Below are 14,248 nucleotides of genomic sequence, written 5' to 3' on the forward strand. Positions count from 1 at the left end.
GCCCCGGTGCCGGCGCGGGTACACCGATTCGGCTAGACCAGTACCCGGACTTCGGCCAGCATTTGATCGCTCCTCACGACACGCTGCCAGGACTGCGGAAGGAGGCGGTCAGGTCTAGCCTTCCGCTGCCTCCACCGGGGGCTCGATCACGCGAGGTTTTCGGCGGGGTAGCGGGCGGGGTGGTTCTGGGTCTACGTCGTTGCCGGCCAAGTGGTTGACGATGGCGTTGAGGACGGCGGCTGTCGGTACGGCGATCAGCGCGCCGACGATGCCCGCGATCACGACGCCGGTCGCGATGGCGAGGATGACGGCCAGCGGGTGCACGCTCACCGCGCGGCCGAGCAGGAACGGCTGCAGGACGTGGGCTTCGAGCTGCTGAACGCCGATGACGACCGCCAGCATGACGATGGCGACGACCGGGCCCTTCGCGACGAGCGCGACCAGGACGGCGACGATGCCGCTGACCAGGGCGCCGACGACCGGGATGAACGCGCCGACGAAGACCAGGATGCCGATCGCGCTCACCAGCGGCAGACCGATGATGGCCGCGCCGAGCGAGATGCCGATCGCGTCCACCGCGGCGACGATGATCGTGGCCCGGACGAACGCGGTCAGCGAGACCCACGCCTTCCGGCCGGACGAGTCGGCCTTCTCGCGCGCCTGGCGCGGGAAGAGCCGGACCAGCCAGGCCCAGATCCGGTCGCCCTGGTAGAGGAAGAAGAACAGGCAGAACAGCGAGATGAACAGCCCTGCGACCACGTGGGTGGCCGTCGAACCGACCTCCGCCGCGCGCTGACCGAGCGCACCGCCGGAAGTGATCGTGTCCTGCAGCTGCTTGAAGGCGTCGGTGATGTCCTTGTCGGTCAGCCCGAAGTTGAGCCGGGCCAGCTCGCGCAGCTTCTGCACGCCTTCACCGACCTGCGTCGACAGGCTCTCGAACTGTCCGGCGATCTGCGTCCCGACCAGGGTCAGCAGGCCGGCGACCAGCACGATCGTCGCGACCACCGTGATCCCGGCCGCCGCACCACGCGGAAGCCGCAGCTTCTGCAGCCCGTTGGTGATCGGCACGAGCAGGGCGGTCAGCAGGATGCCGACCGTCACCGGCACGACAACCTCGGACAGATACTGCATCCCGTACCCGATCACGGCCACCGCGGCCACGATCACCAGGAACCGCCACGACCACGCGCTCGCGATCTGCATCCCCGGCGTCACGCCGGTGTCGATCCGCCCGCGGCTCGACGTCGCCATCACGTGATCGTCCGTGGGCACCACCGTGTCGGCTGTCTGCTCGACAACGTCGTTGTCGGCGACCGGACTCTCGTCCTTGGCCTTGCCGTCCTCGCTCATGCACCCCTCCGCAGCTTTGCTTGCTGTCGAGACTAGTGCCCGGTCCGGACAGTTCCATGAATGTGGGCGGCGAGGCCCCGCGCGGCCTCCGGATTCTCGTCGGCGAGCAGCCCGACACCCGCGAGTACATAGTCTTTGTCCACACAGATCTCGGCGTTCTCGGGCACCAGCCAACCCTCTTCCCGGGCATTGACCGCGACCGCCCCGAGGATGCGCGCCGCTACCTCCGGACCGTTGTGCCGCAGCACACCACCCGAACCGACGAGCAGGTCGACCTCGCGTAGATCCTTCCCGGACCGCTCGATCACCCGGCCACCAGGCCCGAACACCACCCGCTGCCGACCGGCGTGCCGACGCAGCGCCACGGTCGCAGCCACAGTTGCCAGCATCTCGTCGTACTGGGATTCGATCGGTGAATCCGGCAGGTACGACGGATCCGCGTGCCGCCGGGCGGCCGCCGTACCGAGTGCTTCTTCGTCGGCGACGAGACCGGATTCGATGCCTGCAGCAACCACCGGTACGGCGCTCCAGCGCATGCCGAGGTCACCTTCGACCGTGCGGGTGACCGGGTGGGTCGCGACCACCTCGCGGCCGAGGTTCGCGTCCTCGGGGTCGAGCTCGATGACCGAGTGGACGTCGGTGGTCGCGCCGCCGATGTCCACGACCGCGACATCGCCGTGCAGACCGGCCAGCACCTCGACACCCCGCAGTACGACGTCCGGCGTGGCCGCGCGGACCATCCGGGCGAAGGCGGGATCGCGGGACAGGTTCTTGCCGCCGATCACGTGGGCGAGGAACATCTCGCGGATCGCGGCCCGGGCGCCGTCCGGCGCGAACACGCCGATCTCGGGCACGACATTGTCCGCCAGCACGTGCGGAACATCCGTGAGAATGTCGGCGAGCTCCGCCTGGGCCTCATTGTTGCCTGCGACAACGACTGGTCGCCGCCACTTGTAGGTCGCGAGCGTCTTGGCCGCTTTGAGGATGACGGCCGAGTTGCCACCATCGGTCCCGCCGGACAGCAGCACGACATCCGGCCGGTCCTTGCGCAGTTCCTTCAGCGAGGTCGGAGTCAGCCCGCCGCTGACCACGGCGACCACGCGCCCGCCGCTGGACAACGCGACCCGCTTGCCCGCCTCCGCGGTCACCAACTCTTCGTTGCCGACAACCCCGATCCGCAATCCACCACCCGCACTGGAACAAGCCAGTACGTCGGCCTGCGCCACCCCGCGATCAACCGCCAGCATGGCGGCCCGGCAAGCCTGCCAACCGTCCATCACGTCGGTGTCGATCGTGGTCCGATGCTCGGCCCGCGCGACCAGATCACCCGAGCCCACATCAACGGCGATCGCCTTGGTAAACGTAGACCCGAAGTCAACCGCCACCACCAGCACCATCCGCACCCACCCCCGCTCGCTCGTCACTCCCCCGCCCGATGGGTCCCCCGCCATCTGATGGGTTCCCCCACGAGCTTGCGGGTTCCCCCATCGCATGCGGGTACAGAACCCGCCACCTGATGGGTTAACCCATCAGATGGCGGCAGGTCGGGGATCAGGACATTGCGCGTTCGAGGTCTTCGAGGAGGTCTTCTACGGTTTCGATGCCTACGCTGAGGCGGATGAGGTCGGAGGGGACCTCGAGGGGCGTGCCGGCGACCGACGCGTGCGTCATCTTGCCCGGGTGCTCGATCAGCGACTCGACGCCGCCGAGCGACTCGCCCAGGGTGAAGACCTCGGCCTTGTTGCAGATGTCGAGCGCCTGCGCCTCGCCACCGGTGACGCGGAACGACACGATGCCGCCGTACCGCTTCATCTGCTTCGCGGCGGTCTCGTGGCCGGGGTGGCCCTCGACGCCCGGGTAGAGCACCTGACTGACGGACTTGTGCCGCTGCAGGAACTCGACGACCTTCTCGGCGTTGTCGCTGTGCCGGTCCATCCGCACACCGAGCGTCTTGATGCCGCGCAGCACCAGGAACGAGTCGAACGGGCCGGCGACGGCGCCGATCGCGTTTTGGTGGAAGGCGATCTTGTCGGCGAGCCCGGCGTCCCGGACGATCAGTGCGCCGCCGACGACGTCGGAGTGCCCGCCCATGTACTTCGTGGTCGAGTGCACGACGACATCCGCACCCAGCTCCAGCGGCTGCTGCAGGTACGCCGAGGCGAACGTGTTGTCGACGACCAGCACTGCGCCGGCCTCGTGCGCGATCTGCGCGACGATGGCGATGTCCGCGACGTTCAGCAGCGGGTTGGTCGGGGTCTCCAGCCAGACCACCTTGGTCTTGCCCGGGCGGATCGCGGCGCGGATCGCCTCCGGGTTGGTGACCGCGGCCGGGGTCATCTCGACACCCCAGGCGCCCAGCACCTTCGAGAACAGCCGGAAGGTGCCGCCGTACGCGTCGTCGGGGAACACCACGTGGTCACCGGGCACACACAGCGACCGGATCAGCGTGTCCTCGGCGGCCAGGCCGCTCGCGAACGCGAACCCGCGGGTACCCGCCTCGATCGCGGCCAGACACTCCTCGAGCGCCGTCCGGGTCGGGTTCGCGGAACGGGAGTACTCGTACCCGTTGCGCAGACCGCCGACGCCGTCCTGCTTGTAGGTGCTGGTCGCGTAGATCGGCGGGACGACAGCGCCAGTGGTCGGGTCAGGTTCGTTCCCGGCGTGGATGGCGAGCGTCTCGAAGCCGTAGTGGTGTTCGGAATTCACCGGACCAGCGTACGGCCTGGTCTACCCCACCCCGAAACCCCGTTCCGCCCCTGAGACAGCCGGGCCTCCTTTCGGCCCACGCCGCACAGACCATTTCAGCAGGATCGAATCGTTTGGCGGGCCGTCGAAGGCGGTACTAGCTTGCCAAGGCGTTGCGTAAGGCAACGATTTTCGACGGGAAAGGAAGTTTCTCCATGAGATCGATCGGGCGAATGGTCGCGATGGGCGGGGTCGCGGTGGCCCTGATCACCGGTGGCGCGGCAGCGGCTCAGGCATCAGAACCGTGGCACACCACCGCCTGCGGTGCGGACAAAGACAAATGCATCAACCTGCGGAACATCTCCCAGCACAACGGCTTTGTCGTGACGGACCTCTTCTGGCTGGATCCGGAGGCGACGTGCACACCCGAGACGTCCTGCGGTGGTGGTTGGCAGTTCCAGTGGCGGTGGCCGTAACCACTGAATCGTTTCCGTGATCTGGCAGGTGGCATCCCCGCTCGGAGGTGGGATGACCCCGCACAGATCTCCAGCTTGACGCAACCGGGTAGTTGCCATACATTTATGGCAACTACTCGGTTGCTATAAATGGAGGCTGTGATGGCGTTTCCGGATCGGATCGAACGGACGATGGAGCTCGGGCACCCGCCGGCGAAGGTGTGGGCGGCGCTGACCACGGCCGAGGGGCTCGGGACCTGGTTCGGGGAGCAGGCGACGGTCGACCTGCAGACGGGCGGCGCCGCCGTACTGACCTGGGAGAGCGGCGACAAGGCCGAGCTGCGGATCGAGCGGCTCGAGGAGCCGACCGTCTTCGGCTACACGTGGCACATCTACGGACTGCCTGCCGACGACCCCCGGCGTACCTATGTGGAGTTCACTTTGGAGCCGATCGACAGCGGCACCCGGTTGACCGTGGTCGAGTCCGGGTTCGCGCAGCTGCCGGAGGACGACTACGCCAAGGCGTACGGCGGAAACACCGAGGGCTGGACGCTGGAGCTCGGCGAGCTGGTCGAATACCTCAATGCAGCCTGAACCAACCACCGATCGCGAGGCGGTCGCCGAGCAGGTGTTCGTGGCGCTGGCGGATCCGAGCCGGCGTACGATCCTCGCCGAGCTCGCGGCCGGCGGCCCGGCCACGGCGACCGATCTGGCTGACCGGCTCCCGATCACCCGGCAGGCGATCGCCAAACACCTAGCACTGCTATCCGAGGCCGGTCTGCTGATCGCCGAGCCCGGTGAGCGCCGCCGCGTCCGCTACCGCCTGCACTCGGGACCTATCCAGCTGGCGCAGCAGTTCCTGGCCGCGCTGGCCAACCAGTGGGACTCCAACCTCGACGCACTCAGGTCCCACCTCGACACCCAGCCTTGAAAGCGGTGGGATCCCGGGCCCCCTGGTCCGGGATCCCACCGCCGTTTATTCGGTCGGCTCAGTCTTGAGGCGGACCGTGAACAGGGGCAGCAGGAAGTGCAGCAGCGGGCCGATCGACAGCGCGTAGATGACCGTGCCGAAGCCGATCACCCCGCCGAGCAGGAAGCCGATCGCGACCACCGCGATCTCGATCGTCGTCCGGACCAACCGGATGCTCAGGCCGGTACGCCGTACCAGTCCGGTCATCAGGCCGTCGCGCGGACCGGGTCCGAACTGGGCGCCGATGTAGAGCGCGCCGGCCAGCGCGTTGACGAACACTCCGCAGAGCATGAAGACGATCCGCAGCCAGAGCGCGTCCGGGCGATCCACCGTCGACAGCGTGAGGTCCGTGGCCAGGCCGATCACGATCGCGTTGCTCACGGTGCCGAGACCGGGCCACTGCCGCAGCGGGATCCAGGCGAGCAGCACCACGAAGCTCATCAGGATGACGACCGTCCCGAAGCTCAGCGGGATGTGCTTGATGATGCCGGAGTGCAGCACGTCCCACGGATCCAGGCCGAGGTTGCCCTGGACCATCAGGCCCATCGAGGCGCCGTACAGGACCAGCCCGACGTACAGCTGGACCAGGCGGCGCGGCAGGTGGCCTGCTTTGAGCTGCTGGATCGGGTTGAGCGCGGCGAGCTGACGAGGTGGGGCTGCGGAGGTGGCGGTCACTTCTCTAGTTTGCGGTCCAATTGGCCTGGTGATCGATAGCCAATTGCGCAATAGTGGACTGCATGATTGGGCAACAGCTTCCTGCCAGCACGCTCGGTGGTCTGCTCGGCAGCTGGTCCGACGACACCGGACCGGCGTACCGGGTGCTCGCCGAGCGGCTCCGCCTGCTGATCGCGGACGGGCGGATCATGCCCGGCGCGCGGCTGCCGAGTGAGCGGGAGCTGACCGACGCGCTCGGAGTGAGCCGGACGACGGTCGCATCGGCGTACCGGGAACTGCGGGACAGTGGCTACCTGGTCAGCCGGCGCGGGTCCGGGAGTGTGACCGCGCTGCCGTCGAAGGTCGGGCCGGAGCTCGGGCGGCACCACGCGCCGGGGATCGACACGGACGGGTTGTACGACTTCACCTGCGCCGCGCCGGCCGCCGTACCAGGGATCAGTACGGCGGTTGCCGCGGCTGTCGTGGAGTTGCCGGGGCACCTGGCGACGCCGGGGTACCACCCGCAGGGGTTGCCGGAGCTGCGGGCGGAGATTGCCGCGACGTACAACGAGCACGGGCTGCCGACATCGCCGGACCAGATCATCGTGACCGCCGGGGCGCTGGCCGCGACCTCGATCGCGATCCGGGCCTTCACGCAGATCGGCGACCGGGTGCTGACCGAGAGCCCGACGCACCCGAACTCGGTGGACGCGATCCGGCGCAGTGGCTGCCGGGTCGTCGCGGCACCGATGAGCCCGGGCGGCTGGGACCTTCCCTTGCTGGAGGCAACCATTCGGCAGACGGCGCCGCGGGCGGCCTGGATGGTGGTCGACTTCCAGAATCCAACCGGTTGGTTACTTGCGGCCGCGGACCGGCAGCGGCTGGCGATCGCGTTCGCCCGCAGCCGGACGACCGCGATCATCGACGAGACGCTCAGCGAACTCTGGCTGGACGGACAGGAGATGCCGCCGCCGTTCGCGTCGTACCACCCGGAGGGCGTGATCACGGTCGGTTCGGTCAGCAAGTCGTACTGGGGTGGGCTGCGGATCGGCTGGATGCGAGTGCCGTCGTCACTGGTCGCCCGCGTGCTCGACGCGCGCGCGTCACTCGACCTGGGTGCTCCCGTCCTCGACCAGCTGGTAGTCGCCCAGCTACTCCGCGACCGCGCGACCCTGCTGCCGGAGCGCCGCGCCACCCTGGCCCTTCGGCGTGACGCACTGGCGGCGGCTGTGTCAGCTGAGCTCCCCGAGTGGCGTTTCGAGGTCCCCGGCGGCGGACTGTCCCTGTGGTGCGAGCTCCCGGAGCCCGTCGGTTCCAGTCTGGTCGGGGTGGCGCAGCGAAACGGCGTACTGCTGGTGGCTGGCTCCCGCTTCTCCCCCGACGGCGGTCTGGAGTCGTTCATCCGCCTGCCGTACACCCTGGAACCAGATGCACTCCGGGACGGCGTCCGCCAGCTGGCCGCGTCGTACCACTCCCTCACCGCCACTCGGAGTAGCGCGGGCTTCACCCCGGCGATGATCGCCTGACGGTGACCGCTTGACGGTGACTGTTTGACGTCATCGCGCCGTAAGGGGGCCGGGGAAGGTTCGCCTGGGTGGGGGTGTTGAGAGACTATGAGAGTCAACTGCGAGAGGCGTGAGAATGTCGTTCTTCAAGCGGAACACAGCACTGGTCGAGGCCGAGGCCGCACTGCCCGGCCGCCCCACCCCCGGTTACGCCGTACCGGCCGAGAACATCGTGCTGCACACACCGCAGACCGCACCGGCCCCTGAGGGGTTCGAGGAGGTCTGGTTCGGTACCGGGTGCTTCTGGGGCACCGAGGAGATCTTCTGGCAGCTCCCCGGCGTCTACACCACCGCAGTCGGGTACGCCGGTGGCTACTCCCCCAATCCGACGTACGAAGAGGTCTGCACCGGAGGCACCGGCCACACCGAGGCAGTCCGGATCGTCTACGACCCCACCAAGACCACCTTCACCGATCTGCTGAAGGTCTTCTGGGAGACCCACGACCCGACGCAGGGCATGCGCCAGGGCAACGACCTCGGCTCCCAGTACCGCTCGGCGATCTACTACACGACCGACGCGCAGCGCGCCGAGGCCGAACGCACCCGCGACCTCTACGCCCCCGTCATCAAGCCCCTCGGCTACGGCGACATCACCACGGAGATCGCACCCCTCGGCTCGCACTACTACGCCGAGGGCTACCACCAGCAGTACCTGCACAAGAACCCGAACGGCTACCGCTGCCACAGCAACACCGGCGCACCGTTCCCCAGCTAACACTCCTAGACGCCCGGCGCTTCTGCGCTGGGCGTCTTGCTATGCGCGGCGGGCGAGGTGGGTGGTGACCTCGGCGTTGACCTCCACAGTTTCGGGAAGGACGTCGAGGACCAGGCGGAAGACCTGCTCCCGGTCGGCGGGCTGCAACATCACGTACGCCGAGACCGTCGAGAGATGTCCGATGTAGTCCTGGGCGCTCATCGTCAAGCGCTGTTCAACAACCTCCTGCCGGACATCCGTGAACCACTCGGACTCCAGCAGCTCCGTGCCAGGCCAATCCATCGGCCGATCCGCCGGCAGCCGCTCGTCCGGCCACGGCACACCGTCGTTCTCCAGGTACGGCGCCCGCGCCGCCCGCGCGGCCGCCTTCAGCTCCGGATCGGCCAGCTGCACCGGCGAAGCAAACGAGGCAAACACCCCACCCGGCCGCAGAAGCGCAGCCATCCGCTCCCACCGCCCTTCAGGCTTGGTCCAATGCAGCGCAGCAGCCGAATACACCACGTCGTACGACGCATCCAGCGGCAGCTCCTCGAACGTAGCCTCCACCGTCGTCACACTCGCCGGCAGGTGCTTACGCAGCTCAGCAAGCATCTGCCCATCCGGCTCGCTAGCCGTGACCGCAATCCCGTCCCGCGCGAACAACCGCGTCGCCTTCCCCGTCCCAGCCCCAAACTCAAGCGCACTCCGAATCGGCCCCCCGGCGTACCCCCGCACCAACTCGAACAGCTCCACCGGATACCCAGGCCGGAACCGCTCATAAGTCTCCGCCACCGACCCAAAACTCAACGCCCGCTCAACCATCCCGCCATCCTGACACCCACCCCACGCCGACGCCTGTCATTTTCCCTTCAGGTCGCAGGCACAAGCCGCACCAGACAAAGCCACGACGGTCCCTTTTCGATGTCGTCCATCACGAGGACGTTCCAGCGTCCAGCGGGCACGTCAACCGGCGCCTCCTCCTCCGACTCACCACCCGCCGCGGCCGAGTCCATCAAGACCGCGGCACCATCGGTCTCCCATACCCCGCACGACTCCCACTCTCGCTCAGGGTCATTCAGCACAACCTGAGCGGCAGCCAGCAACTCAGCCTCGGAGTCCGCCGCCAGCCAACGCAGGAACATTCGCTCATCCGGCAGGTACCGAGTGGTCGCAGGGTCTCCGCTCAGCACCAGCGCACTAGCGGAGTCCCCCACCTCAATAACCCCAGCCCACTCCTCCACTGCACAGGCCCGGTCGTAGTCATCGTCAGGCCCAGTGACATTCCCCTCAGGCCTACCCCCGCGCCAGTCGCCCAGTGCGGACACCGGTACGACGATGAGCGGCCCACCCATCGAAGACACCCAAGGAGGACACTGCGGCTCCACGTCATCAGTCATAGAACGCAGTCTCCCCCGCCCGGAGCAAACCCACGTCGAGCTGCAGACCTCGCCCACCCGCCAATGTGGCAGCATCCGCTGCATGGGTGTCTACATGCGTGCGGTCATCAGCAGTTGGCCTGGGCACGAGTTTGGTGAGCTGGTGGCGTTCGTCGGTGAGCAGAGCGACGGATTCGTGGTGAGCGGGGATGGTTGGGCGGACTTCGAGATCCACGATCCGGCCGGGGACGCCGTACTGATCGCGGATCTGATCACCGGCGAAGCTGAGGTGCGCGAGGAGCTCGAGGAACTGCTGGAGTCCCTCGACGACCTCAGGGGATCGCCTGCGGCGCACGAGAAGGTGGAGGCACACCTGAGGACGGCGTCGGCTGTGGTCGGCATGCAGATCATCATGTCCCGGTACGACGAGTCGGTGGCCGCCGCCAACCAGCTCATCGCCTTCCTGGAGCGCTCCCCCGGCGTACTCACCCAGATAGACACCGTCGGCTGGTACGACCTCGACGACCTCATCCTGCAAGAACCTGAGTGACCGGTCTCAAAACCCTTGGTGGGCTTGGAAGCCGGTCCAGCGGAGGGGTTCGGGGAGGTGGGTCATGTCGTTGTAGAGGAGGACTGTGGTTGGGCGGTTGGGGGTGTGGCGGATGACGGTTAGGGCTGCGTTGCAGTGGTTGAGGGTCAGCCAGCGCCAGGGTGGGGCGTCCAGGGCGTTGCAGACGAGGTGGGCGATCAGGAAGTTGTGGGTGACCAGGAGCTCGTGGCCGGTGGGGGCGGTGAACTGGGCGAGGGCTTCGCGGGCCAGGTGGGGACCTTGGCTGAGTTCTTCGGGGGTGGCCTGGTGAAGGAAGTCAAGGTAATAGTCGGCCGAGTCCACCGGAAGGTCTTCTCGCCGCGGAACGTATGGGATGTAGTCGCCGGCTGCTTCGGAGGGGCGGAGTGGGGCTTGGTGATTGATGAGCTGAGCGGTTTCGACGGCCCGTGTGAGCGGGCTGTGGTGAACCGCGGTGAAGGGGATGTCGCGTAGACGTTGGCCGAGCAGGACTGCTTGGCGCCGGCCGCGTTCGGTGAGGCCGCTCTCGTCCGGCAGGGCCTCGCCATGTCTGACCAGGTAGAGGTAGCGCGCATCGGTTTCGTTCACCTTCCGGAGACGCTGTCCGCTCGCCTATGGTTCGCCGGCAATCTGCGCAACGACAGGACATATACGCCCACGACCGTTGGCGCGCACCAATCTCCGACGGGCGCCGGCATCTACGCAGACGACTATGTCCTGTCGTTGGGCGTGTGTCGCCGCGCGGTGATGACCGTCGCCAAGGACACGTAGTAGTCCAGGTTTCCCGCCGCGCGCCGCTCCACCCCCGCCTGACCCAGTGAGCACGCGACCACTACTACGTGTCCTTCCCGACCGCTCCGGCCCTGTCACAGGTGGCGACCCTCTTCTGTCTTGGCTCTGTAAGGACGGGCGGACAGAGCGAGGAGCGAATGATCGAGACGGTTGCGGACCTGCGGGAGCACTTGCAGTGGGCGGTGGAGCTGGAGCATGCGACGTTGCCGCCGTACCTGTGTGCCTTGTACTCGCTGGATCCTGGGGTGAACGAGGATGCGGTCGAGTTGGTCAGCAGTGTGTTCGTGGAGGAGATGATCCACCTCTCCCTGGCGGCGAATCTGCTGAACGCCGTGGGCGGGGCACCGCGCCTGGATACGGCGGAGATGCTGCCGAGGTATCCGCGGCTGTTGCCACATGGCGAGGTGGAGTTGGAGCTGCTGCCGTTCGGGGCGGCGGCGCTCGAGATGTTCCTGCGGCTGGAGAAGCCGGAGGCTGCCGGTGCGCCGGCGGAGGGCGACCACTACGAGACGATCGGCCAGTTCTACGACGCGATCGAGGCCGGGCTGCGGTATCTGTGCGACCAGCTCGGTGAGGACCAGGTGTTCACCGGCGACCCGGCTCGGCAGGTGACTGCAGGCCCGTTCCATCACACGGATGGGAAGCTGGGCGAGGTCACGGATCTCAAGTCGGCGTTGGCCGCACTCGAGGAGATCGTCGAACAAGGCGAGGGGACGTCGAGCGGCGCGATCTGGGACGGCGACGGCGACTTCTTCCACCCCGATCGCGATGAGGTCGCGCACTACTACCGGTTCGAGGAGCTGAAGCTCGGTCGCCGGTATCAGCGCGGCGACAACCCGCGCTCCGGTCCGACCGGCGATCCGGTCGTCGTGGATCCAGCCGGCATCATCCCGATGCAGGCCAACCCGCGCCCGTCCGAGGACCCCGAGATCCGCAAGGCCCAGCAGGCCTTCGACAACACGTACTGCGTGGTGCTCTACCTGCTGGAGCAGGCCTTCAACGGCGAGCCCGCGCTCATCCGCGACGCGACCCGCACCATGTTCGCCCTCAAGGCCAACATGCTCCAGCTCCTCGCCCTGAAGGAGGCCGACGGCACCACCCCCGGCCCGACCTTCGCGTACGTCGACCCGGAGGACCGTACCTAGTCCTCCGGGACTGTCCAGCAGGTCAGCCCATCGACTTCTGACCGTCGATGGCTTCGCGGATGATGTCGGCGTGGCCGGCGTGCTGGGCGGTCTCCGCGGTGATGTGCAGGAAGACGCGGCGCACGGACCAGAAGACACCCGGCGGCTGCCACGGAGCGGCGGGGAGTTCGTAGCTCGCGTTGAGGTCGAGAGTGCGAACCAGGTCGTCGGTGGCCGCGGCGATCTTCTCGTACGCCGCCAGTACGTCGGCCAGCGTCTCACCGTCGGTCAGGCGGAACTGGTCAGCCCATGCGGCGAGTACCTCCGGGGTGTACTCGGTCGGCGTCGCCGCGCTCTCACCCGTCTGCGCGAAGTCGGCCCAGTGCTGCTCGACCGTGCTCACGTGCTTGATCAGCCCACCGATCGTCAGCTCGCTGATCGTGCTGCGCGTGCTGGCCTGCTCGTCGGTCAGCCCCTGCGCGGAGTACCGCAGGAACTGCCGGTGCTTACCCAGGAAGTCGATGATGTCGTCCCGCTCGTTCGTCGTCATGCTTCGACTCTAGAAGGGGTAGCGGTCAGCTTGTGTCCTCTACTAAACGAAATCCAGAAGACTTCCGAACAGCCCGAAACCTAGGCTGCGCCCCATGAACCTGGCCATTCGCGCACTCCAGCCCGAGGACCCGCCCGTCATCGCCGCCGCGTTCGAGCAGCTCGGCTGGCCCAAACCGGTCTCCCAGTACGACCAGTACCTCAAAGACCAGCACGAAGGCACCCGCGACGTACTCGTGGCGTGGATCGACGACCAGTACGCCGGCTACGTCACGATCCGCTGGGAATCGCCGTACGAGCCGTTCGAGGGCATCCCCGAGATCCAGGACTTCAACGTCCTCCCCGAACTCCGCCGCCAAGGCATCGGCACCGCCCTCATGGACGCCGCCGAGGCCCGCGTCGCCACCCGTTCCACCACCGTCGGCATCGGCGTCGGCCTCTACCCCGACTACGGCAACGCCCAACGCATGTACGTCCGCCGCGGTTACCTCCCCGACGGCCGAGGCCTCATCTACGACGGCCGCCAGGTAGCCCCCATGGAGACAGTCCGCAACGACGACTCCCTCACCCTCATGTTCACCAAGGTCCTGAGCTGAACCCTGTACGCCGAGCGCGACCTAGAGCTGCTGTAGTCGCTGCTGGATGGCGGCGGGGCAGCGGGTGTCGTGATCGTCGGTGCACAGCAGCGCGCCCGGATCGTCGAGGACTGCCTGCCTAGTCGCGGCGAGGACCGCGGCGATCGGCACCCGGCGGGCTCGGCAGGCGCCGATCATCACCTCGGTCGTTGCCGGACGCAACAATGGCTCGAGGAGATCGAAGTGTTCGCTCGAGCCGGAGATGTTCGGGAGCTCCGCCCACGACCCGTCGCCGATCTTCGCGTAGCGGTGGAAGCGCGACCGCCCCAGATACTGCTCGGCCAGGTGGATCGTGGTGTTCGACGTGTGCCCGACGCCCAGCAGCAGGACGTCCCCGTCGAGCGCCTCGATCGGCCCGAGCGGAAAGTCGAACCGCTGCGCCGCCAGCACCTCCGCCGCGCGCTCCCCCACCGCCTGGAACGCCATCAGCGGATGCGAGTTCCGCAGCGGTCCGAACGACGTCCGCAGTACGTCGGGGATCCGCCCGAGCCACCGATCGACCGGCAGGCCATCCCGGTACGCCGTCGCCCGCGCGACCGCCGCGTCGAACGTCTCCCAGTGCGCGGCCGGCGGATAAGCGTTGTGCGGCCGCACCAGCCCAGGCGGCGCCGGAACGCTGGTCAGGTCGAACGTCCACCCCGGCATCAGCACCGTCCCACAGGTGTCCACCAGCGCCTGGCACACCGCCTCCGCCCCACCGTCGACGTACCCGAAGGAACTCAACGAGGAGTGCACGAGCACGTCGGACGACCGATCCAGCCCCAGCTGACGCAACCCGTCAGCGATCTCAGCGCGAGTGACCATCGCAAAAGCATGTCAGCCTGAGCCGCA

At 67.7% G+C, this 14,248-nt stretch carries 17 protein-coding genes; 8 read left to right on the forward strand and 9 right to left on the reverse strand.

Going from position 1 to position 14,248, the window contains the following annotated elements:
• Positions 1-114: 114 nt before the first annotated feature.
• The 3 genes from OG474_RS07735 to OG474_RS07745 form a co-directional block, all read right to left on the reverse strand.
• A complete protein-coding gene (locus OG474_RS07735) occupies positions 115-1,350 on the reverse strand; it encodes an AI-2E family transporter (protein WP_405061527.1) in 1,236 nt (411 codons plus the stop codon).
• A gap of 32 nt (positions 1,351-1,382) precedes the next feature.
• Positions 1,383-2,747: a glutamate mutase L gene (locus OG474_RS07740; RefSeq protein ID WP_405061528.1), complete on the reverse strand. Its 1,365-nt coding sequence runs from the start codon at positions 2,745-2,747 to the stop codon at positions 1,383-1,385.
• 154 nt (positions 2,748-2,901) lie between these two features.
• Positions 2,902-4,056 (reverse strand): cystathionine gamma-synthase, encoded by a 1,155-nt coding sequence (locus tag OG474_RS07745; RefSeq protein ID WP_405061529.1) that lies wholly within the window; start codon positions 4,054-4,056, stop codon positions 2,902-2,904.
• 194 nt (positions 4,057-4,250) lie between these two features.
• Between OG474_RS07745 and OG474_RS07750 the strand changes: the two genes are divergently transcribed.
• The 3 genes from OG474_RS07750 to OG474_RS07760 all read left to right on the forward strand — a co-directional run bounded on the left by OG474_RS07750 (position 4,251) and on the right by OG474_RS07760 (position 5,421).
• Positions 4,251-4,511 (forward strand): hypothetical protein, encoded by a 261-nt coding sequence (locus tag OG474_RS07750; RefSeq protein ID WP_405061530.1) that lies wholly within the window; start codon positions 4,251-4,253, stop codon positions 4,509-4,511.
• Positions 4,512-4,652: 141 nt separating this feature from the next.
• Positions 4,653-5,084: an SRPBCC domain-containing protein gene (locus OG474_RS07755; protein ID WP_405061531.1), complete on the forward strand. Its 432-nt coding sequence runs from the start codon at positions 4,653-4,655 to the stop codon at positions 5,082-5,084.
• Positions 5,074-5,421 (forward strand): ArsR/SmtB family transcription factor, encoded by a 348-nt coding sequence (locus OG474_RS07760; protein WP_405061532.1) that lies wholly within the window; start codon positions 5,074-5,076, stop codon positions 5,419-5,421. The genes OG474_RS07755 and OG474_RS07760 overlap by 11 nt, the downstream gene beginning before the upstream one ends.
• A gap of 45 nt (positions 5,422-5,466) precedes the next feature.
• On the opposite strand, the gene OG474_RS07765 is transcribed toward OG474_RS07760, so the two are convergent.
• Positions 5,467-6,135 carry a YitT family protein gene (locus tag OG474_RS07765; protein WP_405061533.1) on the reverse strand — a complete coding sequence of 223 codons (669 nt, stop codon included), beginning with the start codon at positions 6,133-6,135 and terminating at the stop codon, positions 5,467-5,469.
• Between the two features lie 62 nt (positions 6,136-6,197).
• Here OG474_RS07765 and OG474_RS07770 point away from each other — a divergent pair, with 62 nt between their 5' ends.
• Together OG474_RS07770 and msrA are read left to right on the forward strand one after the other, a co-directional pair.
• Positions 6,198-7,640 (forward strand): PLP-dependent aminotransferase family protein, encoded by a 1,443-nt coding sequence (locus OG474_RS07770; RefSeq protein ID WP_405061534.1) that lies wholly within the window; start codon positions 6,198-6,200, stop codon positions 7,638-7,640.
• Positions 7,641-7,755: 115 nt separating this feature from the next.
• A complete protein-coding gene (gene msrA, locus OG474_RS07775) occupies positions 7,756-8,394 on the forward strand; it encodes a peptide-methionine (S)-S-oxide reductase MsrA (RefSeq protein WP_405061535.1) in 639 nt (212 codons plus the stop codon).
• 39 nt (positions 8,395-8,433) lie between these two features.
• On the opposite strand, the gene OG474_RS07780 is transcribed toward msrA, so the two are convergent.
• Both OG474_RS07780 and OG474_RS07785 read right to left on the reverse strand, forming a co-directional pair.
• The gene (locus OG474_RS07780; protein ID WP_405061536.1) at positions 8,434-9,165 is read right to left on the reverse strand and encodes a class I SAM-dependent methyltransferase; all 732 of its coding nucleotides are present in this window, start codon (positions 9,163-9,165) and stop codon (positions 8,434-8,436) included.
• A gap of 77 nt (positions 9,166-9,242) precedes the next feature.
• The gene (locus OG474_RS07785; protein WP_405061537.1) at positions 9,243-9,770 is read right to left on the reverse strand and encodes an Imm21 family immunity protein; all 528 of its coding nucleotides are present in this window, start codon (positions 9,768-9,770) and stop codon (positions 9,243-9,245) included.
• 82 nt (positions 9,771-9,852) lie between these two features.
• Between OG474_RS07785 and OG474_RS07790 the strand changes: the two genes are divergently transcribed.
• A complete protein-coding gene (locus OG474_RS07790) occupies positions 9,853-10,299 on the forward strand; it encodes a type I secretion C-terminal target domain-containing protein (protein ID WP_405061538.1) in 447 nt (148 codons plus the stop codon).
• Positions 10,300-10,305: 6 nt separating this feature from the next.
• On the opposite strand, the gene OG474_RS07795 is transcribed toward OG474_RS07790, so the two are convergent.
• A complete protein-coding gene (locus OG474_RS07795; RefSeq protein ID WP_405061539.1) occupies positions 10,306-10,905 on the reverse strand; it encodes a histidine phosphatase family protein in 600 nt (199 codons plus the stop codon).
• Positions 10,906-11,246: 341 nt separating this feature from the next.
• On the opposite strand from OG474_RS07795, the gene OG474_RS07800 reads away from it, so the two are divergent.
• Complete coding sequence (locus OG474_RS07800; RefSeq protein ID WP_405061540.1) at positions 11,247-12,254, forward strand: ferritin-like protein; 1,008 nt, start codon at positions 11,247-11,249, stop codon at positions 12,252-12,254.
• 22 nt (positions 12,255-12,276) lie between these two features.
• Here the strand turns inward: OG474_RS07800 and OG474_RS07805 are convergent, their stop codons facing one another.
• Complete coding sequence (locus OG474_RS07805) at positions 12,277-12,783, reverse strand: DinB family protein (protein ID WP_405061541.1); 507 nt, start codon at positions 12,781-12,783, stop codon at positions 12,277-12,279.
• A 94-nt stretch (positions 12,784-12,877) separates the two neighbouring features.
• Here OG474_RS07805 and OG474_RS07810 point away from each other — a divergent pair, with 94 nt between their 5' ends.
• Positions 12,878-13,378 (forward strand): GNAT family N-acetyltransferase, encoded by a 501-nt coding sequence (locus tag OG474_RS07810; protein WP_405061542.1) that lies wholly within the window; start codon positions 12,878-12,880, stop codon positions 13,376-13,378.
• 21 nt (positions 13,379-13,399) lie between these two features.
• Here the strand turns inward: OG474_RS07810 and OG474_RS07815 are convergent, their stop codons facing one another.
• Positions 13,400-14,221 (reverse strand): AAC(3) family N-acetyltransferase, encoded by an 822-nt coding sequence (locus tag OG474_RS07815; RefSeq protein WP_405061543.1) that lies wholly within the window; start codon positions 14,219-14,221, stop codon positions 13,400-13,402.
• Positions 14,222-14,248 lie beyond the last annotated feature (27 nt).

Source organism: Kribbella sp. NBC_01505 (assembly GCF_045040285.1).
Lineage (GTDB): Bacteria > Actinomycetota > Actinomycetes > Propionibacteriales > Kribbellaceae > Kribbella.